Source organism: Streptomyces sp. NPDC055749 (assembly GCF_053617235.1).
Map to the genome: position 1 here is coordinate 26,926 of NZ_JBSHFH010000004.1, position 23,991 is coordinate 50,916.

Below are 23,991 nucleotides of genomic sequence, written 5' to 3' on the forward strand. Positions count from 1 at the left end.
GGTGGGGGGCAGGCCCTAGGGCCAGAGCGGGCGGGGGCCGTCGAAGACGGCGGCCATCTGCCAGGCGTCGATACGCTCGACGGCGACCTCGCCGACCGCGGCGACCGCCACGCCCAGCGCGTCGGGGAGGGTCGGGTAGACGCGGGCGGCCAGCGCCCGGCCGTTGGCGAAGATCTCCAGTGCGGAGTGGTCGACGAGTACCCGGAGGTCGACCACGCCCTCGCCGTTCAACGGCAGCTCTCCGTAACGGGGTTCGGTGTCCACCGATGGGTCGAGGCTGCTCGCCTCGCGGCGCAGCCGCAGGGTGCCGGTGCCGTCCTCGGCCCGTGCCACTTCGATCACGGTCCGCTCGGAGCCGTCGGCGGACTCCCGTACCACGAGCCGGGCGACGGCACCGGGAGCGAGCCGGAAGGTCGCCTCGATGTCCAGCTGGTCGCCGCGCATGCCGTCGAGCTGTACGCGGGTGCCGTCGGTGAGCGTGAGCGGGCCCGTCCTTACGGCTTCGCGGCGCAGCCGGGCGAGCTCGGGGACGGGGGCCTGGACCAGGCTGCCGTCGCTCCCGAGGGTGACGACGCGGGGCAGGGACATGACCCCGCACCAGCCGGCTTCCGCCATGGCGTCCTCGTCGCGTCCTTCCTGGAGCCAGCCGAACATGATGCGGCGGCCGAGTGCGTCCTTGGTGGACTGCGGGGCGTAGAAGTAGCGCTGTCCGTAGTCGAGCCGGTGCAGTGCGCGGGGGACGAACGAGTCGCCCTCGTACGTGCCGGTCCAGTACAGCGGGTAGTGCGTGGCGCCCTCGTCCCAGGCGGAGAAGGCGAGGATGTCGGCGCCGTCGAGCCGGAAGAGGTCGACGCACTCCCACATGGTGCCGGTCCAGTCGAGGTCGGCGGCCGTGCCGGTGCCCGCGTCGCCGGTGAGGAGCGGGCCGACGTACCGCCAGTTCCGCAGGTCCTCGGACTCGTACAGGAAGGCCGTGCCGCCCTCGCCACGTATGCCGGAGCCGACGAGGTGACGCCAGACGCCGTTCTCGCGCCACACGCAGTGGTCGCGGAACGCGGTGAGGTCGCCCTCCGGCGGGGCGGCGATCACCGGGTTGGCGGGGTCCTTGCGCCACGTGCGCAGATCGGCCGATCCGGTGGCCACGCACGGGAGTTCGCTCTCGCCGTGCCGGCCGGAGTAGACGAGGGTCGGGGTGCCGCCGTCGTCGACGAGGACGCCGGACCAGCAGCCGTCGCGGTCGGGGCCCTCTGTGCCGGGGACCAGGGCGACGGGTTCGTCGGTCCAGGTGACCAGGTCGCGGCTGGTGGCGTGGCCCCAGTGGATGCGGTGGTGGGCGGCGGCGAGGGGGTTGTACTGGTAGAAGAGGTGGTAGACGCCGTCCCAATGGGCCAGCCCGTTGGGGTCGTTGAGCCAGCCGCCGGGGGCGGTGAAGTGGAAGCGGGGCCGGTGCGGGTCGAGGACGGCACGCTCGGCCAGGCCCTTCGGCGCGTCCTCGTGGCGGGCGGCGCGGGGCAGGGTGAGGTCGTGGGTCATGATCAGGCGTTCTCGGTTTCCGGGGTGGCCGCGGTCAGGACGCGGCGCGCGGTGGGCGTGGCGGGGGCGTACAGGTGGCAGCGCACCCAGTGGGGCTGCCCGTCGTCCTCGCCGACGACGTGGCGGACGGGCTCGGTGCGGCTGCACGCGCCCTCGTCCTCGTACGGGCAGCTCTGCGGTGTCAGTACGGCGGCGCGCAGCCGCGCCCGCAGGACCGGGTCGTACGGCGTCGTCCGCTCGGGGTCGGGCACGGCGGAGAGCAGGAGCTGGGTGTACGGGTGGGCGGGCCGGTCCATCAGGGCGAGCGAGTCGCCGCCCTCGACGAGTTCACCGGCGAACAGCACCTGTGTGGTGTCGGCGACATAGCGGGCCGATGCCAGGTCGTGCGTGATGTAGAGCATCGAGATGGAGTGCTCGTCGCGCAGGCGTCGCATCAGGTTCAGGATGCCGACGCGTACGGAGACGTCGAGCATCGAGGTCGGTTCGTCGGCGAGGACGAGCCGGGGGTCGACGGCGAGGGCGCGGGCGATGGCGACGCGCTGGCGCTGGCCGCCGGAGAGTTCGTGCGGATAGGACTGGAGCATGTCCTCGGTCAGCCCGACCGTCCTCATGAGCTCCCGCAGTTCGCTCTCCCCTGCGGGGCGCCCGTGCACGAGCAGGGCGCGGCTGAGGAAGTGCTCGACGCGGTGGACGGGGTTGAGGGAGCCGAAGGGGTCCTGGAACACCATCTGGACGGCGCCGCGGTAGGCGCGCGATGCGCCCCGCTTCTGGGTCCTGAGCACGTCCTGGCCGTCGAGCAGGATCTGCCCGGAGCTGGGCTGTTCCAGTCGGGCGAGACAGCGGGCGAGCGTGGACTTCCCGCTGCCGGACTCGCCGACGAGGGCGACGATCCGCCCGTGCGGGATGTCCAGGTCGACGGAGTGGAGGGCCCGGTGGCGGTCGCGGGAGAACAGGCCGCCCATCCGGAAGTCCTTGGTGAGTCCGCGCACGCTCATCAGCGGGGCACGGGTCGTGGTGGCCGTGGGCGTCATCGCGGGTCGCCTCCGATGGTGCGGGCGACGAACCGGCCGGTGGCCACCTCGCGCAGGTCGGGAATGTTCGTCGAGCAGTCGGAGCGTTCGGCGGGACACGCGCTGTGGAAGCCGCAGCTGTCCCCGGTACGCGGAGTGTCGGCGAGGCCCGTGTGCTCGGTACGCGGACCGGTCAGCGGCGGGAACGCGTTCATCAGGGCCTTGGTGTACGGGTGCAGCGGCCCGGCGAAGATCTCCCTCGCCGGTGCGAGCTCGACGAGCCGGCCCCCGTACATGACGCCCATCCGGTGGGAGAGCTCGACCATGAGGGACATGTCGTGGGTGATGAAGAGGACGGAGAAGCCCAGCTCACGCTGGAGGTCGCCGATCTGCGCCATGATCTCCTGCTGGACCACGACGTCGAGCGCGGTGGTCGGCTCGTCCATGATGAGCAGGGACGGTTTCAGGGCGACGGCCATGGCTATGACGACACGCTGGCGCATTCCGCCGGACAGCTGGTGCGGGTAGGACTTCAGCCTGGCCGGGTCGATGCCGACGAGTTCGAGGAGTTCGCCGGAGCGCTCGCGGGCGTGGCGCTTCTTCATCTTCTCGTGGGTGGTGAAGATGTCGCCGATCTGCTCGCCGATGGTGAGGACGGGGTTGAGCGAGTTCATCGCGGACTGGAACACCATGGCGATCTCGCGCCAGCGGAACGCCCGCAGTTCCTTCGCGTCCATGGTGAGGATGTCGCGGCCCTTGAAGACGACAGAGCCGGTGATCCGGGCGGGCGGCTTGAGCAGGCGCATCACGGCGTTGGCCACGGTCGACTTGCCGCAGCCCGACTCCCCCGCGAGGCCGAAGATCTCGCCTGCCCCGATGGTGAAGGACACGTTGTCGGCGCCCACGACGCTGCGGCCGTCGCCGCCGTACTCGACACGGAGGTTCTGTACGTCCAGCACAGGCTGGTGAGAGGACGAGGTCATCGGTCAGCCCTTCTTCGATGAGGTGGTGGCGGTCTTGGCGCGGCGGGCGCGCAGTCGCGGGTTGGTGATCTCGTCGACCGCGTAGTTCGCCATCGCGAGGGCGAAGGCGACGAGGGCGATACAGAGGCCGGAGGGCACGAACACCCACCAGGCGCCGGTCATCAGGGCGCCGTCGTTGCCCGCCCAGTAGAGGTTGGTGCCCCAGCTGACGACGCTCCCGTCGCCGAGACCGAGGAACTCCAGGCCCGCCTGGGCGCCGATGCCGAAGATGACGCAGCCGAGGAGCGTCGTCATGACGACGGAGGCCATGTTCGGCAGGATCTCCCGGAACATGATCCGCAGAGGGCGCTCGCCGGTGACGACGGCAGCGGCGACGAAGTCCTTGCCGCGGATCGACTTGGCCTGGGCGCGCAGCACCCGGGCGGAGCCCGCCCAGCCGGTGACGACCAGGACCAGGATCACGGTGCCGGTGCCGGGCGGCATGAACGCGGCGAGGATGACGAGGAGCGGTACGCCGGGCACCAGCAGGAAGATGTTCGTGACGAGCGACAGGACGTCGTCGACGATCCGGCCGAAGTACGCGCAGGCCATGCCGACGAGCACGGCGAGCGCCGTCGCCGCGAGGCCGACCGAGAATCCGGTGAACAGCGAACTGCGCGCACCCCACAGCGTCAGGGCGAGGACGTCCTGCCCCTTCGCGGTCGTACCGAGGATGTGCTGTGCCGAGGGCGCCGATGCACCCAGGCTGTTGATCTTCGACGGGTCGCCGGGGGCGATCAGGGGTGCCAGCAGGGCGAGCAGGACGAACAGCGCCAGGACGGCGGCTCCGAACAGCGCCTTGCGGTTGGCGAGCAGGGCGCGCAGGAGTCCGGTGCGGCCACGCCGGGGAGGGGTGGCGGGTGGTTCGGCCGGTTGTGCGGCCTGTTCCGTGCGTGAGTCGCGGGAGGCTCGGGAGTCGAGGACACTCATGGGGGTCTTTCTCCTTCTCAGCCGCTCAGCGGACGCGCACACGCGGGTCGAGACGGACATAGACGAGGTCGACGAGGAAGTTGGCGACCAGCACGGCGGCGGTGATGGTGAGGAAGATGCCCTGCATCAGCGGGTAGTCGAGGCCCTGGACCGCGGCAAGCAGCTGGAAGCCGACGCCGGGGTAGGCGAAGACGACTTCGGTGAGCAGCGCGCCGCCGACCACGAAGCCGAGCGCCATGCCGAAGTTGGTGACGGAAGGCAGCATCGCGTTGCGTGCGGCGTAACGGAACATGATCCGGGCGGGCTTGAGGCCCTTGGCCTCGGCCATGGTGATGTAGTCCTCGGCGACCGTGGCGATCATGGTGTTGCGCATGCCGAGCATCCAGCCGCCGATCGACACGAGGACGATCGTCAGTGCGGGGAGCACGAGGTGGGTGGCCGCGTTGGAGATGAACGCCCAGGACAGTTCGGGGGTGAAGCCGACGTCGAAGGCGTGGCGCATCGGGAACCAGCCCAGCGTCATGCCGAACAGGTAGAGCGCGCCCATGGCGAGCCAGAAGTACGGGAACGAGCCGGCGAAGACGAGCAGCGGCGGGAACACCGAGTCGAGGACTCCGCCGCGGCGCCAGGCGGCGAGGATGCCCAGCAGGTTGCCGATGACGACGGCGATGACCAGGGATGTTCCGCCGAGCAGCAGGGTCCAGCCGATCTGCGAGGCGATGACCTCGGAGACGGGCGTGGGGAAGCGGGACAGCGAGATGCCCATGTTCCCCGTGCAGATGTCCTTGATGTAGTCGATGTACTGCTCCCACATCGGCCGGTTGTCGAGGCCGAAGAGGCGGCGGATCTGGTCGATCTGCTCCGGCTGCATCTGGCTCTGCGAGCGGGCGAACATGCGGGAGACGGGGTCGCCCGGCATGAAGCGGGGCAGCAGGAAGTTCAGGGTGACGGAGGCCCAGAAGGCGAGCAGGTAGAAGCCCAGGTTGCGCAGGATGTAACGCACTGGTCCCTCTTTCGGTTCTGTGAGGGGCCGGTGGCCCCGCCGCACGGGTCGGCGTCGGCGGAGCCACCGGAGTGACGGGGTGTCAGTGCTTGACGGGCTTCAGGCTCGTCAGGACGAGGACGGTGGTGTCGCCACGGTTGGTGAGCGTGGCGTACGGGTTGTCCTCGGTGGGCCAGCCGGTGAACCGGCTGTCGGTGTACGCGCCCCACTCCGGGCCGGGGAAGAGCGGCACGACGGGCGCCTTCTCCGCGAACAGCTTCTGGAGGGCGGTGAGCTTGGTCTGCTGTCCGGCCGCGTCGGACTCGGCGGCGAACTCGTTCAGCAGCGTGTCGGCCTGCTTGTCGCCGAAGCGGTGGTAGTTGCTCAGCGCCCTGTCACCGACCGGCTTGACCGTTTCGGTGCCCATCGTGGTCTTGTAGAACTGGTAGGGCGTGGCGCCGTTGTCGCTCCAGACGATGCCGGTGTCGTAGTCGCCCGTCTCGTAGCCGCTGACGACCGCGGCCCAGTCGGGGGACTTCACGGTGGCGGTGACGCCGATCTCCGCCAGGTTCTGCTTGATGATGTTGGCGACGGACAGCCAGTCGGAGGATGCGGAGCCGACGGAGATGTCGAAGCTGAACGGCTTGCCGTTCCTCAGCTTGCGCTTGCCGTCGGAGCCCTTCTTGTAGCCCGCCGCGTCGAGCGCCTTGCCGGCGGCGGTCGCGTCGTGCTTCGTCCAGGTGCAGGAGCCCGCGACGGTGGCGTCGCGCCACTTGTCGTAACCGCCGGACAGGCCGGTGCAGTCGGCGGGCTCCGTGTAGCCGTTCATGCCGACCTTGGTGACGCTCTCGCGGTCGACGGCCTGGCTGAGCGCCTTGCGCACCGCGGCGTCGTCGAACGGCGCCTTGGTGGTGTTCATGGTCCAGTTGATCATCGACCCGGTCTTCGGGTACCAGTACGCGTTGTGCTGCGGGTCCTTGGCGACGAAGCTCTTCTCGACGTCCGGGATGAAGGACTGGGTCCAGTCCGCCTCACCGTTGACGAACGCCAGGTTGGCGCTGTCGTTGCCGCTGAAGCCGAGGACCCGGATGCCCTCGATCCGCTGCTTCTCCGGCTGCCAGTACTCGGGGTTCTTCCGGAGCTCGTACGACTGGCTCTGGAAGCCGGCGACCTCGGTGTACGGGCCGGAGCCGACCGGCTCCGGGTTGGTCTCCTTCGCCGGGTCCTTGACCTTCTCCCACACGTGCTTGGGCACGATGACCTGCTTGCCGAGTTCGAAGACTCCCGGCGAGTAGGGCTTGGTGAGGGAGAAGACGACCTTGTTCGTGCCTTCGGCCTTCGCCGTCTTCAGAAACTCGTAGCCGCCGAGCAGCTTCTTCTGGAGGCCGAAGGTGTACGCCACGTCCTCGGCGGTCAGCGGCTTGCCGTCGGACCACTTGACGCCTTCGCGCAGGGTGAAGGTGACGGTCTTCCCGTCCGGGGTGGTCTCCCAGGCTGTGGCCAGCCACGGGGTGGTCCTGCCGTTGGCGGGGTTGTAGACGAGCATCGACTCGTAGACGGCCTGGGTGGTCAGCGGTGCGATCACCTGACCGGGCGCGAACGGGTTGAAGTTGCGGGTGAAGGTGGCGAAGTCCTCACGGGGAATGGTGAGGAGCTGCCTGCCGGAGGAGTTCCCCGCGGCGCTGGTTCCCGCGCCGCTGCAACCGGTGAGCAGCAGGGCCGCGGCGGTGAGGGGGGCGACGAGTGCGGCCGTCCGGAAGCGCCGGGCACGTATCGACGGTGGCATAATGATGTCTCTTCTCTCTCTTCACATTGACCGGAGACGGGTGAGGAATCCCGTCGGGCTGATTCGCAGTCAGACCGACGAGCGTTCGATCAGCGGGCAGTCGACCGTCACCTGCGTGGTGGTGAGCGGCTGACCCGCTGTGAGAGCGCCGAGCATGTCGACGCCCTTGGCTCCCATGAGTTCGAACGGCAGTGCGACCGTGGTGAGGCCGGGCCGCAGATAGGCGGCGATGAGCTCCTGATTGTCGAATCCGATGACGGCGATGTCGTCAGGGATCCGGAGTCCACGTTCTTTGATGGCGTCGTAGGCGCCCATCGCGGTCCGGTCGTTGCCGCAGAACAGCGCGGTCGGCCGGTCGGCACGGTCCAGCAGCGAGCAGGCGGCGGCGTACCCGCCGTCGGCGGTGGCATGGCCGGGTACGACCAGGCTGTCCTCGACGCCGAGGCCCGCTTCGCGCAGCGCCTGCTCGTAACCGAGGCGCCGTCCGACCGCGGCCGGGATGCCCGTGTCGAGGTTGATGAACCCGATGCGCCGGTGTCCCGCGTCGAGCAGCCGCCGGGTGGCGGTGTACCCGCCCGCGACCTCGTCGGGGACGACGGAGGGCAGTGCGCCGTCCGCGTCGAAGCAGTTCACCAGGACGACAGGCACCTCGCGCGCGGCCGGCGGCAGCTTCACCGCGCGGTGCCAGGTCGTGGCGTACAGCAGCCCCTCGGCCCGCTGTTCGAGGAGCTTGTCGAAGGCGGCGGCCTCCATGGCGGGGTCGGTGTCACCCGCGGTGATCAGCAGGAACTTCCCGTCGGCCCAGGCCCGGTCCTGCGCCCCCTTGATCACGTCGACGGCGAAGGGCGCGGTGACGATCTCGGTGATGAGCCCGTACCACTCGCTGCGCTTGGCCGCGAGCGCCCTGGCTCCGGCGTTCGGCCGGTAGCCGAGCTCCTCGATCGCGGCCCGGATGCGCGCCTGGGTCTCCTCGGGGATGGCGGCGTCGGCGCGGTCGTTGAGGACGAAGGAGACGGTGGTGCGCGAGACGCCCGCCCGCTCGGCCACCTCACTCATCGTCACCCGACGCGTCCTGCTCGTGGCCACTTTGCCTGCTCCCTGCGTCCCGCCGACAGCGGGTCGTTCTTGGTTACGCGCTTTAGTAACGCGCGTTAGTACGATGTTGCACGCAAGTTACGAGCGGTTGACCAGCTGTGTCAAGAGGTCCGACAGCCAAAATCTCCCGGCGCTCGGGAGGAGTGCCGGGAGATTCTCGCTTCGGGACGCACGGGGGCGGGCTCAGGAGGCGTCCGCGCCGCCCTCTTCCCCGTACCGCCGCTCGAATTTGGCGACCTGCCCCTCGGTGTCGACGACCCGGGCCTGGCCGGTGAAGTACGGGTGGCTCTGGGCGGAGATCTCCACGTCGATGACGGGATAGCTGTTGCCGTCGTCCCAGTCGATCGTCTGCTCGCTCGACGCGGTGGACCTGGTCAGGAAGGCGTAACCGGCGGACCGGTCACGGAAGACCACGGGGCGGTACGAGGGGTGCTTGTCCTGCTGCATGCCTGCTCCTGGGAACGTACGGTTTCCGGCTGCGGCCAGCCTTGCCAACGGGAGCCGAGCGCGCGATCGCAGGCGTCCGTACGGGGGTGTAAGGCGCTGCCGGCGGTGTGGCCGCCGCCCCTCTCGCCATCGGCGCGCCCGGCGGGGCTCTACGCGGCCGGTCCGGGCCTCGCGTCCGCCCCCCGCGCGGTGCGCCGCGTCCACAGCAGGGCCCCGGCCAGCAGCGCGAAGGCGCCGAGCAGCCACGGCAGCGGTCCGGCCGGCAGAGTGCCGACCGCCAGCCCGGCTGCGGCGCCCACCAGTTGCAGGGAGAGCGACTGTACGGAGAGAGCCGTGGCCCGGCCGGAGGCGCCGACCCGGCGGTGCAGCAGCTCGTTCTCGCTGGGCCCGGCCGCTCCGAGCCCCAGATACACCAGCCCGTATCCGCCGACGGCGAGGGCCATGGAGAGCGCGCCGGACGAGGTCACGGTCGCGCCGAGGAGCAGAAGACCGGCGGCGGCAGCCGCGAGACCCGCCAGAACCGCCCGCTCGCCGCCGCCCGCCAGCCGGGCGACGAGCGGCGCGAGATGGCTGCCCAGGGCGGAGCAGACGAACCCGGCGGACGCGAGTCCGGCGAAGAGCACCGCACCGGACTCGGCGGCTCCGGTCAGCGCGGCGGCGCGGCCGGGGGTGAGCAGTTCGATCGTGACCAGTGCGGTGCCCGCCGCGCCCGCGCTCAGCAGGATTCTGCGGATCAGGGCGTCGCGGGTGCCGAGCCGCAGCCCGTCCACGATCGTGACAGGAACGCCGCGCAGCACGCCGCGCAGGGTGACCGGCACCCTCGGCGGTTCGGACAGGGCCACCAGGACGTAGAGCACGAAGACGATCTCGACGACCGCGCCGAGGAGCGCCGGAACGGAGAGCGGCAGGACGAGGCCGGAGGTGTGCGTGCGCAGTCCGGCGGCGAGGCCGGGGACGAGCCCCAGCAGCCAGGGCAGGGCTCCGCCGAGGAGTGTGCCCACGGCGAGCGCGGCCGAGGAGGCGGAGCTGCCCCGGGCCAGACCGGTACGGAGGTCGGCATCGGGTCCGGCGTGCGCGTGGACCGTGTCGACGTACCAGGCTTCGGCCGGTCCGCTGGACAGGGCGCGGGCCGCGCCCATGAGGACCATGCCGAGGGTGAGCACCCAGGCGGCGGTGCCGAGGCCGAGGAGGGTGAGGGCCGCCAGGTTGAGGAGTCCGGCGGCGGCCAGGACGGTACGGCGGCCGATGACGTCGGAGAGTCCGCCGGTGGGGAGTTCGAGGGCGGCGGCGGTGAGCGAGTGCGCGGCGAAGAATCCGGCGACGGCGGCGAGCGACATGCCCCGCTCGGTGAAGAGCAGCACCTGCGGGGCGATGGTCAGGCCGAGGGGCAGCCAGAACAGGAACGACACGGCGACGAAGCGGCGTCGGGCGGCTTGCTCGCCGGGTATCGCGGCCGGGAGGGTTCTCCGGGCGGGCCCGGACGTCGTGGTCACGAGGCGCCCTCGGACTCCGCGTCCCGCGCTCCGCCGGATCGCTCCGGGTCCTGCGCTGCGCCGGATTCGGCGGCGCCGCCGGCCAGCGGCAGTCCGGCGGTGAACAGGACGACCTGTTCGGCCCTCGGGTCCGCCGCGTCGCGTGCCGTCAGCTCGGCGAGCTTCGCGTCGAGGGTGGCCCACAGCTCGCCGAGGGACTCCGGCGTCAGCCGCGGCAGCAGATCGCCGATGCTCGACGGCTCCTGCCACTGCGCGCCCAGCCGCCCGGCCTCCATGTCCGCCTCGTGCTGGGCCAGTGCGGTCTGCAGGTGTTCGATCTGCCTGCGGCGCAGCGCGCCGAGCGCGGCCCTGCTGCCGGGGGTGGCATGCATCGCCTCATTGCTCCATGAGGTGATGGCGTGCACGGACTTCCAGCGGCGCTCGCGGCCGTCGCGGTGTTCGGCCTCGGCCACGAAGGCGTACTTGGCCAGGACCCGCAGGTGGTAGCTGGTGGAGGCGGACGTCTCCCCCGTCCGGGCCGCCAGTTCGCTCGCGGTGGCCGGGCCGTGCTGCCGCAGCATTCCGAGCAGCCGGATGCGCAGGGGGTGCGTGAGTGCTTTCAGAGCCGCCGAATCCTGCTCGGGATCGAGTACGCGGTGCTGCTCGTCGCTGTCCATGGCGGCAGCCTAGAGCGAACCCAGCTCTTTCCCAAAGTATTTTTGCAAAATTCCTTTGGGGGAATCTTGGAGGCCTCCCGCCGGGCTCAGGGCGCGCCCACCGCCGCCTCAAGGGCATCCGCCACCAGGTTCAGGAAGCGGGCATGGGCCCGGGGGCTGCACAGTGGTTCCGGGTTCCACGGCACGACATGCGCCGCCTCCCACAGCTCCGGACCACCGGGGCCCGCCACGAACGTGTCGAGAGGAGTGGCGTGGGCCCTGACGTCGGCGAGGACGAGATGGGGCCGCAGCTCCGCCGCGTGCGAGCGGTCGACGGTGGACCAGCTGGCGCCCGGCCCCTCGGCCGGCTCCACCATGTTCACGCCGAGCTCGGCGAGCACCCGCAGCTCCGGCCACATCCCGGGGCGGGCGAGGTGCACCTCCTCCCGGCCGGCCGGTGAGAGTGCGAGCACCCCGGGCCGGTGCCGCGCGCCCGCGGCGACCGCGCGCAGCCGTTCCCCGGCGGCAGCCGCCTCGCCATCCGTCGCCGGAGCGGCCTCACCGCCCAGCGAGCGGGCCAGTTCGGCGAACCGGTCGCCGGTCGCGGCGAAGCCGCGGGCCCTGCCCACGTCGATCACGACGACCGGGACCCGCTCCTCCAGCTGCTTGGCGGTCTCCGGAGCGAGCCCGTAGACCTGTCCCCCGCCGTAGGAGACGGCGACGACCAGGTCGGGCGCTCCCCGCAGCAGGGTCTCGACGTCCAGCGCTCCGCCCGCTCCGAGGTAGTCGACCGTGTCCAGCGGCAGGGCGCCGGCCTTCGCCCGGTCGGGTGCGGGGCCGTCGTGACCGGAGCCGAAGATCCCCGCAGGCCGTATCCCGTAGTCCCACAGAGTGGCCCCGGCCTGGATATACGCGAGTATCCGGGCCGGGGGCCGTCCGGCCGTCGACACCTGGCCCCGGTCGTCGGAAAACCGCCATGCGCTCTGATCCGTCACGTCATCCGCCCCTCTGCACCGGCTTCCCGGCCCTTGCCGGGCTCGCACAGCTGTACCTGCCCAGCCGGTCGCCGTCACACCCCTGGATGGACGGCCCGGGCGGAGCAGGTCTCAACGGCCCGATTCCGCAAGGGTGAACGCGGTGTTGACCAAAGCGACGTGAGTGAACGCCTGTGGTGTGTTGCCCAGTTGGCGCCCCGCCTTTGGGTCCCACTCCTCGGAGAGCAGCCCGAGGTCGTTGCCTGCCGCGACCGCCCGGCCGAAGAGTTCCCGGGCCTCGGCGGGGTGTCCGGTGGCCGCGAGCGCGTCGGCCAGCCAGAACGAGCAGGCGAGGAAGGCCCCTTCGGAGCCGGCCAGTCCGTCGGCCGACACGTCCGGCACATAGCGGCGTACGAATCCGCCCTGGTCCAGTTCGTCGCGGACCGCGGCAACGGTGCGCACCACCCGGGGGTCCCACGGCGGCAGGAAGCCCGTCTTGACGACGAACAGCGTCGCGGCGTCCACCTCCTGCCCGCCGTAGTGCTGTACGAAAATGCCGCGCCCCTGGTCGTAGCCGCGCGCGCAGACATCGGCGTGGACGGTGTCGCGCAGCGCACGCCAGCGGTCGACGGGCGCCGGGAGCCCGGTCGCCTCGGCCATCCGTACGGCGCGGTCGGCGGCCACCCATGCCATCACCTTGGAGTGCACCCAGTGCCGGCGTGCCCTTCTGCCCTCCCAGAGTCCTTCGTCGGGGTCGCTCCAGTGCGTCTCCAGGTAGGACATCAGGCTGCGGACCAGGCCCCACACGTGACGTTCCATCGGAATGCCCGCGCGCAGCGCCAGATACAGGGTGTCGATGACCTCGCCGTACACGTCGAGCTGGAACTGCTCGACGGCGGCGTTGCCGAACCGCACGGGTGCCGATTTCTCGTAACCGGGCAGCCAGTCGGCGACGGTCTCCGGCAGCCGGCGCTCGCCTCCCACCCCGTACAGACTCTGCAGGTCCCCCGGGTCACCGGCGACGGCCCGCACGAGCCACTGGCGCCAGGCCGTGGCCTCCTCCCGGAAGCCGCCGCGCAGCAGTGCGGACAGCGTCATGCTGGAGTCGCGCAGCCAGCAGAACCGGTAGTCCCAGTTGCGTACGCCTCCGGTGCTCTCCGGCAGGGACGAGGTGACCGCCGCGACGATCCCGCCGGTCGGGGCGTAGGCCAGGGCCTTGAGCGTGATCAAGGAGCGCAGTACGGGGTCCCGCCACTCCCCCTCGTACCGACAGCCCGCCGCCCAGCGCTCCCACTCGCCGAGGGTCGCGCCCAGCGCCCGTTCGACGTCGATGCGCGAGCCGTTCGGCAGGTGCGAGGGCTGCCAGGTGAGGACGAACGGGACCCGCTCGCCCGCCCGGACGGTGAAGTCGGAGCAGGTGACGGTGGACCGCCCGTAGGTGTGCACCCCGGGCGGGACGCGCAGCCACGCGGAGTCGGGGCCCGCGACGGCGACCCGGTGGTGGGCGGTGCGGCGCACCCAGGGGACGATCCGGCCGTAGTTGAAGCGCAGCCGGAGTTCGCCGCGCATCTCGACGGTGCCGCTGACTCCTTCGACGATCCGCATCAGCCTGGGGACGCCGTTGCGGTGGGGCATGAAATCGATGACCCGGACGGTGCCGCCGCCGGTTTCCCACAGCGTCTCCAGGACGAGTGTGTCGCCGCGGTAGCGCCGCTCGGTGCACTGCCCGGCGCCGACCGGGGCCAGCCGCCACCGCCCGTGCTCCTCGTCGCCGAGCAGCGCGGCGAAGCAGGCGGGCGAGTCGAAGCGCGGTGCGCAGAACCAGTCGACCGAACCGTCCCTGCCGACGAGTGCCGCGGTACTGAGATCGCCGATGAGGGCGTAGTCCTCGATGCGACCGGGCATGTGCGACCCCCTAGAGCTTCTCTCATTCTCCGGTGCCGGGGCGTTCTCCGCACGGCCCGCGCGTTCCGGCGCACGGGCGGCCACGCTGTGTGGTTACGGTTGCGGTGGGTCGGGGATCGTTGGAGGCTCGTTCTGGAGGTCCCGGACTGCTGCCTTCCCGTAAGGGGTACTTCGATGGCGCACGAGGAGTGGGTACCGGAGGGAGCCGACCTCGAACGGCCCAATGTGGCACGCGTCTACGACTGTTACCTGGGCGGTTCCCACAACTTCGCCGTGGACCGCGCGATGGCACGCAAGGCCATCGAGATGTGGCCCGACCTCCCGCTCATCATGCGCAGCAACCGGGCTTTTCTCCAGCGGGCCGTGCAGTTCCTCGCCCGTGCGGGCATCACCCGGTTCCTCGACATCGGATCGGGAATTCCGACGTTCGGGACGGTGCACGAGGCCGCACGCGAGATCCGCCCGGAGGCCAGGGTCGTCTACGTCGACATCGACCCCGTGACCGTCGAGCACAGCAGACTCATCCTGGGCGACGACCCGCGGTGCGCGGTGGTGCGTGCGGACATGCGCGACCCCGGGCGGCTGCTGTCCGAGCCCCCCGTGGCCGAGTTGCTGAGCTCCGGTGAACCGGTGGGCGTCCTGCTCGTGGCCGTCCTCCACTTCGTGACCGACGAGGAGGACCCGGCCGGCATCGTCCGGGTCCTGCGGGACGCCCTGCCGCCCGGCAGCGCGCTCGCGCTCTCCCACGCGTCCGACGAAGGACGGCCGGACCGGGCGAAGGAGCACCAGGATCTCTACAAGCGGTCGACGATGCCACTGACCATGCGCTCCAGGAGCAGCATCGCGACGCTCTTCGACGGATTCGAGCTGGAGGATCCCGGGATCGTCTTCCTCCCCGAGTGGAAGCCGCTGGACCCGGCGTCCGTAGGACCTCACCCGGAGAGGATGACAGGTCTGGCCGGAGTGGGGCTCCTGCCATGAGCGCTCCGCCGGCCGGGCGGGGCAGTGAAGCCATGGACTCCGGCGAGGGATCATCCGGCGACGATTCCGCCGCCCGCTTCGCGGCGGCCTGGGCCCGTCTCCTGGGTGAGGGGCACGGGACAGCCGTACGCCCGGGTCTGCTGAGCCACCTGGTGACCGGCACGACCGAACTCCTGATGCGCTCTCACCAGGACGACCCGTTCGACGCCTCCCTGGCCGCACGGGTCGGCTCCCTGCTGGTGCAGCACCAGTTCACCGATCCGCAGCTGCTGGCGCGCTCCGTCGAACTCCTCCAGGGCTGGCCGGCCCACGACGACCGCGGCCCCGCCCTCACCGGCGCCTTCGCGGCCGGCTGGGCGACCGCGCTGCGCGACCGCACGCTGCACGACCAGGAGGCGGTACGCCAGGCTTCCGACGCGGCGCGCACGGGCGCCGAGCGGGCTCTGTACGCCTCCGAGGCACGATTCCGGGCCATGTTCGAGAACGCCGCGATCGGCATCGGGATCGGCGACCTGGACGGGAACATCCTGGCGGTGAACACCGCGCTCCAGGACATGTTCGGCGCACGGGCCGAGGACATCCGCAAGTTCAGTGTCGACATGCTGGTCCACCCCGAGGACAGCCCCGGGGTGTGGGAGTCCTACCAGCGGCTCGTCGACGGCGAACTGGACAGCTTCCAGTGCGACAAGCCGTACTACCGCCAGGACGGCGAGGTGGTGTGGACCCATCTGGTCCTGTCGCTGATCCGGGGCGAGGACGAGCGCCCGCGCTACCAGGTGGCGATGCTGGAGGACATCACCGACCGCCACCGGCTCCAGGAGCGGCTGCACTTCCAGGCCACGCACGATCCGCTGACCGGGCTGCCGAACCGGAGGACGTTCTTCGAACGTCTGGAGCAGGTCTTCGCCGCGCCGGAGGCGGGCGGCCGGTTCTGTCTCTGTTCGGTGGACCTCGACGGCTTCAAGAGCATCAACGACAGCCTCGGCCATGAGACCGGGGACCGGCTGCTGAGCGCCGTGGCCCAGCGGCTGCAGGTCGCCGTGGCCCCGCTGGGCCACCTGGTGGCGCGCCTGGGCGGCGACGAGTTCATCATTCTGGTGGAGAACTGCCGGGGCCGGCAGGAAGCGGCTGCCGTGGCCCAGACGGTGCTGGCCGCCCTCACCTCTCCGTTCCTGATCGACAGCCAGAAGCTGTCGGTCCGGGCCAGTGTCGGCGTCGTGGAGCAGGCCGTGTCCGCCACCAGTCCCGGTGCGGCGATGCGCGCGGCGGACCTCACGCTGTACCGGGCCAAGAAGGAGGGGCGCGGCCGGTGGACGTTCTTCGACCCGCGGCGCAACGCGGTCGCCCTGACCCGGTACGCGATGTCGGTACGGATTCCGCTGGCCCTGGACCGCGGCGAGTTCTTCATCGACTACCAGCCGCTGTGCGCGCTCGCCGACGGCTCGATGGTCGCTGTCGAGGCGCTGGTGCGCTGGCGCCATCCGGAGCTGGGGGTGCTGGGTCCCGACGAGTTCATCGCGAGCGCCGAGGAGAGCGGGCTGATCATCCCGCTGGGGCGCTGGGTCCTGACGCAGGCGTGCGAACAGGCCGCGCGGTGGACGGAGCGGTTCGGCCCGGCGGCGCCGCGGATGAATGTGAATCTGGCCGTACGGCAGGCCCGGAACTCCGCGCTCGTCCCGGACATCGACCGTGCGCTGCGGGTCACCGGACTCGACCCCGGCCTGCTCCAGCTGGAGATCACCGAGAGTGTGCTGCTCGGCCCCCGGGACCCCGCGTTGCAGGCGTTGAACACCCTGGTGGACATGGGTGTCTCCCTCACCGTCGACGATTTCGGGACCGGCTGGTCGAACCTCGCCTATCTGCGTGACCTGCCGGTGTCGGGACTGAAACTGGCGGGCTCGTTCGTCACGGACCTGCACCCGGGCGCGGGCAGCGACCACGTGGGCTGGCGGATCATCAGCGGCCTGGTCTCGCTCGCGCACACGCTCGGGCTGACCGTGACGGCTGAAGGCGTCGAGGCGGCGGCGGACGCGGAGCGGCTGCGCACGATGGGCTGCGACTGGGCCCAGGGCTGGTACTACGGCCGCCCTGCCGGGCCCGCGGAGATCACGAAGAGGATCGCCGGGGCCGGCCGGGGCGCACCTCCCGACGCGAAATCGGAGTAAAGAGCCTTGCCGGCGAACGGCTCCGCTTGACCTGACGCCCCACCGGGTCGACGATGGATATCTGGCATCGAGTGCGTTACGGACACCGGATCCGGTCACCGTACGCACGGTTCATTGGCCAGTTGTGGTGGTCGACGCCTCTCAGGCGTCCGAGACCGGCCAGGCGCTCAGCGCCCGAAGGCCCGGCGAGCGGAGATGCTCCCCTCGCCCCGCAGCCTCGCAGGCCGCTCTCCACTTTCGGTTCCAGGGGGTGCCGGGCACGTCCGTATGGGCGCCCCGCCCTCGTACCCCCTCGTCCCCGCGGCCCTGCCACGGCCCGTAACGCCGTGGCCGCGACCGCTACTTCCCGTTAGGCAGCACCCATGCGTTCCGTCCTACCGTCGGAACAGGGCAGCTCTCCGGTTCGCCGGCCCGAACAGCGCGCGACCGGCCCGCCACCGGTCCGGCGCCGCGTCAGTCCGGCGGTACCGGCCGGCCGCGCAGCCCCCAGGAAGTCTCCTGGTGCGGGTTGAGCGGTGACCCGGCACAGCCCGGCGCAAGCCCACGGCCTGTCCTCGCCCTGCCGCCCACTATTCGCTCTGCACACCCGCCCACCACCGGGCGGAGTCGTGTTGGCGTTGGTGCGACCGCATCGACACCCGCTCGGGCCGGGCCGGCACCTGCGACTCCGAAATGAGATCCCGCAGGTCAGTGCCCCCGCACCGGTCTACGCCGCCCTCCGGGGCAGGCGGCTTCCACCTCGGCCGCCGCCTGCCGGCCCGGAGATCCCGAGCTCAGGGTATGAAAAAGGACTGATCATGAGCGCCGTGCCCGTCTTCGCCTACCATTCGGTGGCCCGTGAACCCGCGCCGTGGATCGCCCCGTTCTCGGTGACCCCGCGCACCTTCACCGAGCAGCTCGACCGAATCGCCGATGCCGGGCTCGCCGTTGTGCCGCTGCGCCAGCTGGTGGCCGCGCTGAGAGGCTGCAAGCCGCTTCCCGAACGGTCCGCCGTGCTGACGTTCGACGACGGGTTCGCCGACTTCTACTGGACCGTCGCCCCCATGCTCGCCGAGCGGGGGCTCCCCGCGACGCTCTACATCACCACCGGCGCCGTGCACGCACCCGGCGCCGGCCCCGAGGGCAGCCTGCTGCCGCCCGCCGCCATGCTCAACTGGCGCCAGATCGCCACCCTGGACGCCCTGGACATCGAGATCGGCGGCCACAGCCGTACGCACGCGCAGCTGGACATCCTGCCCGCGGCCCGCGCCCGCCGCGAAGTGACCGACAGCAAGCGGCGCCTGGAGGACGCGCTCAGCCACCCGGTGAGTTCCTTCGCCTACCCGCACGGCTATCACAGCACCGCGCTGCGCCGCACGGTGCGGGAGGCCGGCTGGAGCTCGGCCGCGGCAGCGGGTGACGCGTTCAGTTCCGAGGCCGACGACCCGTGGCGCATCTCCCGCCTGATGGTCCGCGCCGACAGCGGTCCGGCGGAATTCGACCGCTGGCTCCACGGCGAGGGCGCCCCGGTCGCATCACCGCACGAGTCCCTCCGGACCAGGGGGAGGCGGCTCTACCGCAGGGCCAGGTTCATGACCGGGCACTACCCCTGAGAGTTCCCGCTCACCACCACGTCACCCTCCGAGCCCCGCCGTACGCCCCGCGGGGCGTTTTGCTGTGCGCCCGCCCCCGCACGCGACGGCCGGCGACCGGCGGGATCGTCAACTCGGCGGCGAAGGCGGCAGGTTGAAAGGCAACCGGCCAGGGTGAGGGATGCGGAGCGGCCCGGCCCGTGGTCGGGGTGAAGTTCACTCGTTCCACACCCGCACACAGGCACATCCCTTCACCACCTGTTAGACATGAACAACCCGGCGTGATCATCGCGCATCGACGACACCCTCTCCCGTCGCACCGTGAAGGGACCCCGCATGCCCTCGACCGCCCTGCTGAGGATCGCGCTGACCGCGACCGTCGGAGCCTCGCTCTGCGCCATATCGCCCTACAGCCCCCCGGCGGACCGGAAGTCCGCGGCCCCCGAGCCCGCCCAGGCCCAGGCCGCATGCGCCGTCGTCGACGTGATGGTGGCCTATACGCCCAAGGCCGCCGCCCATGTCGGCGGGGAGCATCGTGTGTCCGTGTCCGCGCAGCAGATCGCGACCAGGATGAACCGCTCGCTCAAGCAGAGCGGGGTGTGCGGCTCGATCCGGATCACGCACGCCTACACGGCGACGGGGTACGACGGCTCGGAGGACTTCACCGCGACACACCAGCGGCTCAAGGACAAGGACGATCCGACCCTGGGGGGACCGGCCCACGAGCTGCGCGATCGGCACGCGGCCGATCTGGTCGCCGTCATCGTGAACCGGCAGCAGAAGGGCGGGGGCATCGCGGACTACACGGCCACGCTCGGTGAGTCCTCCAGTGAATTCGCCTATTCGGTCGCCGATGTCGAGGGGATCGCGCTGGACTCGGTCAGTCACGAGATCGGGCACAATCTGGGCCTCGCCCACGACCGCACGACGATAGCGACCGCTCCCGGCGGTGCGATGAAGGTGAGCGAGGACCGCCCGTACAACACGGGCTGGATCACGCCGGACCGCAAGTTCTACACGATCATGGCGTACGGATCCTCGTGCGGTGACTGTGCCAGGGTCGGGCAGTTCTCCAACCCGGACAGGAGCTGGCACGGGCAACCGCTGGGCGACGCGTCGAACGACAGCGCGCGGGCGCTTCGCGAGACGATGCCCGTGGTCGCGCGGTACCGCGCCTCCCCCGGCCCGTTCGGCCGGTAGGGGCGTCGCCGCCAGGCCGGATCAGTCGTTCACGGCGGTCAGCAGCACCACCGCGTCCTCCAGGGCGAGCAGTCCGTGCCGCTCCTGGGGGATCGGGTGCAGCGTCCCGGCGGCGAGCTCCACGTCGCCGGAGGCGGCGGTGAGGCGTACCGCGCCGCGCAGCACCTGGAGGGACGCGGCGGGCGGCGCGTTGTGTTCGTCGAGGGCCGAGCCGCCGGTGAGCGCGATGACCGTCTGCCGCAGGGTGTCCTCGTGCAGCAGGAGGTGGGCACTGCGGCCGTGGGCGGAGGTACGGGCCGTGGCCAGGTGCTCGACGGCGAGGGCGTTCAGATCGTCCATATTCCCACTGTGCCACGCTGCCGGGCCACGCGTTCGGCCGCGCGGCCCGGCGTGTGCGTTCCGGTCAGAGTCCGTCGGTGTACAGGAGCCGGTCGGGTGAGCCGGGGCTCAGGCCGGACAGCACGCCCATGGTGGAGTGCTCGTCGAACCAGTCCGCGATCTCCTGCGGTGACGCGTCCGGGTTCTGCTCCTGGTACAGGGCGGCCACCCCCGCCACGTGCGGGCTTGCCATGGAGGTTCCGTCGAGCGGCTGGTAGCCGCCGTCGAGCGCGGCGGAGACGATGGCCGCGCCCGGGGCGTACAGCTCGACGCAGGTGCCCCAGTTACTGAAGTCCGTCTGCCGGTCCATGGCGTCCGAGGCCGCCACGGTGACCACACGGTCCGCGCCCGCCGGTGAGATGTCGCAGGCGTCCACGTTGTCGTTGCCCGCGGCTACGACGGGCAGGATGCCCCTGTCCCAGAGGGCGCCGACCGCCTGGTCGACCGCTTCCGACGAGGGACCGCCGAGCGAGGCGTTGACTACGGCGGGCTGCTGGGCGTTCCTGGCGATCCAGTCGAACCCGGCGAGGATCCCGGCCCAGGTCCCCTTGCCCCGGCAGTCGAGCACCCGCACCGTGACGAGCGAGGTGGAGGGGGCCACCCCGGCCGTTGCGCCGCCGACCGTGCCGGCCACATGGGTGCCGTGCCCGTTGCAGTCCTGACCCCGGCGTCCGTCGGCGATGGCGTCGAACCCGAAGGTCGCGCGCCCGCCGAACTCACGGTGCCCGGAGGCGATTCCGGTGTCGACGACATAGGCCGTCACGCCCCGGCCCGTACCGGTCGTGGTGTACGCACCGTCGAGTGGCAGGTCCTGCTGGTCGATCCGGTCCTGACCCCAACTCGCGGGCACCGCACGGGATTCGGCGGGCAGCGGGTCGGTGGCGACCTGGCCGTTCTCCTCGACGGACTCGACGCCGGGGAAGGCGCGTACCGCGGACAGCTGGGCCGGGCCGAGGACGGCGGCGAAGCCGTTCAGGACGTTCGTGTAGCTGAACATCGAGCGGAGGCCGAGCCTCCGCAGGACGGTGTCCGGCGAGATTCCGGGGGCGAGCCTGACGATGTACTGGCCGACGACCGCTCGGTCGGACTGCCGCACCGGAGCGGCGGAGCGCCCGGTGTCGGCCGTGGCCGGGGTGGAGCCGATCAGTGGGACGATCAGCAGTAGAGCGGCTGATGCCCAACGGGCGCGCAGGCGCATGCGTTCTCCTTACGGGGCGTGTGGGTGATCGAACAGGGGCCGCCCCGCGCACGGAACGCGCGGGGCGCGCGGCAGGGCGGAGAGCGGGGCGGCCCGGGTGGGTCAGCCGGACAGGGCGACACCGGCGGTCAGCGACAGGTCCGCCAGTTCGGCGTCGGCTTCATCCGCGCTGCCGGTGCCGACCCACCGTCCGAGTGCGGTCTCGGCGGTGATGCCGGGGCCGAATCCCGCGATGAGGCCCTGACCGAACTCCGCCACACCACCGTCGTCGAAGAGCCGGGCCAGGGCGTCGAAGACCACGGAGCTGGCGATATTGCCCCGCTCCGTGAGCGTCGCGCGACTGAAGCGGAACATCTCCGGAGGCAGTTCGAGGTAGTGGCAGAGGTCGTCGAGAATGCGCGGTCCGCCCGCGTGCACGATGAAGAAGTCCATGGCCGGTACGGTCCAGCCATGCTTGTCGACCAGGCTCTGGAGCACCGGGGCCAGCATTTCCATGGTGCCGGGCACCCGCTTGTCGAGCAGGAAGTGGAATCCCGTCTCGCGCACCGCGTAGGAGATCCAGTCCTCGGTGCCCGGCACCAGATGGGAGCCATTGCGCTCCAGACGCATCCCGGCGCCGCCCCGGCCGCGCACGACGGCCGAGGAGATGGCGTCGCCGAAGAGCCCGTTGGAGAGCAGCGAGCCGACTCCGATGTCGGTGGGCTGGTAGCAGAGCGAACAGAACTCGCAGGACACGATGAGGACATTGGCATCCGGGTACGCCGTGCAGAAGTCGTGGGCCCGGTTGATCGCGGCGCCGCCCGCGGCGCAGCCGAGCTGCGCGATCGGGAGCTGACGTGTCTCGGCGCGGAAGCCCATCGTGTTGATCAGCCATGCCGTGAGCGAGGGCATCATGAATCCCGTGCAGGACACGTAGACGATCATGTCGATGTCCGCCGGTTCCACTTCGGCGTTCACGAGGGCCTGGCGTACGACTTCCGGTACCCGGGTCTTCGCCTCGGCCTCGTACAGCCGGTTGCGCACCTCGAAGCCGGGGTGGCGCAGCGTGTCCTCGATCGGCTGGACGATATGCCGGGTCTGGACCCCGGTGTTCTGGATGAGCCTCAGAACCAGCTCGCGCTGGGGGTGGTCGGCGTGGGTCTCCCGGGCCAGGTCCAGGGTCTGCTGCATCGTGATGACGTTTTCGGGCACAGCGATGGCCGGTCGGCACAGGGTCGCCATGGATTCTCCTCGTTCTCGGATGCGGAGGCTCTCGTCACCAGGTGACGGGCAGTGCGAGGGGGTAACGCCAGATCGACGTGGTGTTCCAGCGGATCTCCTCCGGCGGGACATCGAGGCGCAGGGCCGGGAAGCGTGCGAGCAGCGATGAGAAGGCCACCTCCAGTTCCATCGTGGCCAGCGGTGCACCCAAGCAGTGGTGCGCGCCCCAGCCGAAGGTCATATGGGGGATGGACGGCCTGTCCGGGTCCAGCTCGTCCGGACGTTCGAACTTCCGGCCGTCCCGGTTGGCGGTGAGGTAGGAGACGTGGACCACGTCGCCGGCCGGGATCGTGACGCCGCTGAGCTCGACGTCCTCGGTGGCGATACGCGGGATGCCGACGCCCTTGCGGAAGGGGATGTACCGCAGCAGTTCCTCGATGGTGCGGGGCAGCCGCTCCGGCGCGGCCCGCAGCGATTCCAGGAGCGCGGGCCGGGTGAGCAGTGTGTAGGCGATATTGCCGAGTTGGTACGTCGTGGTGTCCTGGCCCGTGATGAGCAGGACCATCGCCATGACGGCCAGTTCCTGGTCGTCGAGGAGCTCGTCGCCGTCCCGGGCGGTGGCGAGTGTGCTGATGAGGTCCTCGCCGGGTGAACGGCGGCGCTCGGCCGTCAGTTCGGTGAAGTAGGAGCGCAGTTCGGCCTTGGCGCGGACCGCGTTCTCCCGGCCCGCGGCGCCCGTGTTCATCATGGTGAGGGCGTGGCCGCGCAGCCAGGGTCGGTCCGCCTCGGGGATGTCGAGTGCTTCGCAGATGGTGATCAGCGGGAGCGGCGCGGCGACGCACGCCACGAAGTCGGACGGGGTGCCGCCCTTCTCCATCCCGTCCAGGAGCTCGTCGACGATGCCCTGGGTGCGGGTGCGCATGTGGTCCACCCGGCGTGCGGTGAAGCTCTTCGCCACCAGGCTCCGCAGCCGGCTGCTGGCCGGTGGGTCCATCAGGTTGATGGATTCGGCCTGCACGATGGGTTCCGGGGTCATCCGCGGGAAGTCCCTGCCGAGTACGGCGCTGCGGCTGAAGCGCCGGTCGGTGGTGACGGTGCGGACGTCCTCGTACCGGGTGACGAGCCATGCCTCACCCTCTCCGTACGGCATACGGATACGGGAAACGGGCTCTTCGGTGAGCAGTTCCCTGAGTTGGGGGTCGAAGTCGAGCTGCTGCGCGTAATCGAAGGGACAGCTGCGCACGGTTTCCGTGTTCTCCACCGAGGTTCTCCCAAGGACCGGTCAGGGAATGCGGGGGTGCCTGCTCCGGGACCGGGAACAGACCTCCCCTGTGTCCCCCGTCACTCTGGGAAACATGTCACCCACACTCCGTAATCAGCCGATCAGAGGGTGATCATTCCGAACGGCAGGGCCGATGGGCCGAGCGGGAGGGACACACACGGATGAACTTCCGCTCGCCGGCGGCCCTCCCGGGTAGTGCTCCAG

20 protein-coding genes are annotated in these 23,991 nt (G+C 70.8%); 4 read left to right on the forward strand and 16 right to left on the reverse strand.

Going from position 1 to position 23,991, the window contains the following annotated elements:
- Window positions 1–15: 15 nt before the first annotated feature.
- The 12 genes from ACWGO0_RS04120 to ACWGO0_RS04175 all read right to left on the reverse strand — a co-directional run bounded on the left by ACWGO0_RS04120 (window position 16) and on the right by ACWGO0_RS04175 (window position 13,812).
- Entirely contained in the window at window positions 16–1,533 is a 1,518-nt protein-coding gene (locus tag ACWGO0_RS04120; protein WP_453527620.1) for a glycoside hydrolase family 32 protein, read from the reverse strand.
- A 2-nt stretch (window positions 1,534–1,535) separates the two neighbouring features.
- Window positions 1,536–2,564 (reverse strand): ABC transporter ATP-binding protein, encoded by a 1,029-nt coding sequence (locus ACWGO0_RS04125; RefSeq protein WP_453527623.1) that lies wholly within the window; start codon window positions 2,562–2,564, stop codon window positions 1,536–1,538.
- Entirely contained in the window at window positions 2,561–3,526 is a 966-nt protein-coding gene (locus ACWGO0_RS04130; RefSeq protein WP_453527626.1) for an ABC transporter ATP-binding protein, read from the reverse strand. The genes ACWGO0_RS04125 and ACWGO0_RS04130 overlap by 4 nt, the downstream gene beginning before the upstream one ends.
- Window positions 3,527–3,529: 3 nt before the next feature.
- Window positions 3,530–4,495 carry an ABC transporter permease gene (locus tag ACWGO0_RS04135; protein WP_453527629.1) on the reverse strand — a complete coding sequence of 322 codons (966 nt, stop codon included), beginning with the start codon at window positions 4,493–4,495 and terminating at the stop codon, window positions 3,530–3,532.
- A 25-nt stretch (window positions 4,496–4,520) separates the two neighbouring features.
- Entirely contained in the window at window positions 4,521–5,498 is a 978-nt protein-coding gene (locus tag ACWGO0_RS04140; protein WP_453527632.1) for an ABC transporter permease, read from the reverse strand.
- Window positions 5,499–5,580: 82 nt separating this feature from the next.
- A complete protein-coding gene (locus ACWGO0_RS04145; protein WP_453527635.1) occupies window positions 5,581–7,263 on the reverse strand; it encodes an ABC transporter substrate-binding protein in 1,683 nt (560 codons plus the stop codon).
- A 69-nt stretch (window positions 7,264–7,332) separates the two neighbouring features.
- Entirely contained in the window at window positions 7,333–8,349 is a 1,017-nt protein-coding gene (locus tag ACWGO0_RS04150) for a LacI family DNA-binding transcriptional regulator (RefSeq protein WP_453527638.1), read from the reverse strand.
- A 192-nt stretch (window positions 8,350–8,541) separates the two neighbouring features.
- Window positions 8,542–8,805 carry a type B 50S ribosomal protein L31 gene (locus tag ACWGO0_RS04155; RefSeq protein WP_453527641.1) on the reverse strand — a complete coding sequence of 88 codons (264 nt, stop codon included), beginning with the start codon at window positions 8,803–8,805 and terminating at the stop codon, window positions 8,542–8,544.
- A gap of 149 nt (window positions 8,806–8,954) precedes the next feature.
- On the reverse strand, window positions 8,955–10,298 hold the full coding sequence (locus ACWGO0_RS04160; protein ID WP_453527644.1) for an MFS transporter: 1,344 nt from the start codon (window positions 10,296–10,298) through the stop codon (window positions 8,955–8,957).
- Window positions 10,295–10,954: an ArsR/SmtB family transcription factor gene (locus tag ACWGO0_RS04165; protein ID WP_453527647.1), complete on the reverse strand. Its 660-nt coding sequence runs from the start codon at window positions 10,952–10,954 to the stop codon at window positions 10,295–10,297. Before ACWGO0_RS04165 ends, ACWGO0_RS04160 begins: the two co-directional genes overlap by 4 nt.
- 86 nt (window positions 10,955–11,040) lie before the next feature.
- A complete protein-coding gene (locus ACWGO0_RS04170; protein WP_453527650.1) occupies window positions 11,041–11,928 on the reverse strand; it encodes an ABC transporter substrate-binding protein in 888 nt (295 codons plus the stop codon).
- A 111-nt stretch (window positions 11,929–12,039) separates the two neighbouring features.
- Window positions 12,040–13,812 (reverse strand): glycoside hydrolase family 15 protein, encoded by a 1,773-nt coding sequence (locus ACWGO0_RS04175; protein WP_453527653.1) that lies wholly within the window; start codon window positions 13,810–13,812, stop codon window positions 12,040–12,042.
- Between the two features lie 174 nt (window positions 13,813–13,986).
- Here ACWGO0_RS04175 and ACWGO0_RS04180 point away from each other — a divergent pair, with 174 nt between their 5' ends.
- The 4 genes from ACWGO0_RS04180 to ACWGO0_RS04195 all read left to right on the forward strand — a co-directional run bounded on the left by ACWGO0_RS04180 (window position 13,987) and on the right by ACWGO0_RS04195 (window position 19,729).
- The gene (locus ACWGO0_RS04180; RefSeq protein ID WP_453527655.1) at window positions 13,987–14,793 is read left to right on the forward strand and encodes an SAM-dependent methyltransferase; all 807 of its coding nucleotides are present in this window, start codon (window positions 13,987–13,989) and stop codon (window positions 14,791–14,793) included.
- Window positions 14,790–16,958 carry a putative bifunctional diguanylate cyclase/phosphodiesterase gene (locus tag ACWGO0_RS04185; RefSeq protein ID WP_453527658.1) on the forward strand — a complete coding sequence of 723 codons (2,169 nt, stop codon included), beginning with the start codon at window positions 14,790–14,792 and terminating at the stop codon, window positions 16,956–16,958. The genes ACWGO0_RS04180 and ACWGO0_RS04185 overlap by 4 nt, the downstream gene beginning before the upstream one ends.
- A 797-nt stretch (window positions 16,959–17,755) precedes the next feature.
- Window positions 17,756–18,550 carry a polysaccharide deacetylase family protein gene (locus ACWGO0_RS04190; protein ID WP_453527661.1) on the forward strand — a complete coding sequence of 265 codons (795 nt, stop codon included), beginning with the start codon at window positions 17,756–17,758 and terminating at the stop codon, window positions 18,548–18,550.
- 315 nt (window positions 18,551–18,865) lie between these two features.
- Complete coding sequence (locus ACWGO0_RS04195) at window positions 18,866–19,729, forward strand: M12 family metallo-peptidase (protein WP_453527664.1); 864 nt, start codon at window positions 18,866–18,868, stop codon at window positions 19,727–19,729.
- 21 nt (window positions 19,730–19,750) lie between these two features.
- On the opposite strand, the gene ACWGO0_RS04200 is transcribed toward ACWGO0_RS04195, so the two are convergent.
- From ACWGO0_RS04200 to ACWGO0_RS04215, 4 genes are all read right to left on the reverse strand, one after another.
- Entirely contained in the window at window positions 19,751–20,068 is a 318-nt protein-coding gene (locus ACWGO0_RS04200; RefSeq protein ID WP_453527667.1) for a cupin, read from the reverse strand.
- 64 nt (window positions 20,069–20,132) lie between these two features.
- Window positions 20,133–21,305, reverse strand: a complete 1,173-nt coding sequence (locus ACWGO0_RS04205) for a S8 family peptidase (RefSeq protein ID WP_453527670.1) — start codon at window positions 21,303–21,305, stop codon at window positions 20,133–20,135.
- A 102-nt stretch (window positions 21,306–21,407) separates the two neighbouring features.
- On the reverse strand, window positions 21,408–22,637 hold the full coding sequence (locus ACWGO0_RS04210; protein WP_453527673.1) for a type III polyketide synthase: 1,230 nt from the start codon (window positions 22,635–22,637) through the stop codon (window positions 21,408–21,410).
- Window positions 22,561–23,766: a cytochrome P450 gene (locus ACWGO0_RS04215; RefSeq protein WP_453527676.1), complete on the reverse strand. Its 1,206-nt coding sequence runs from the start codon at window positions 23,764–23,766 to the stop codon at window positions 22,561–22,563. Before ACWGO0_RS04215 ends, ACWGO0_RS04210 begins: the two co-directional genes overlap by 77 nt.
- Window positions 23,767–23,991 lie beyond the last annotated feature (225 nt).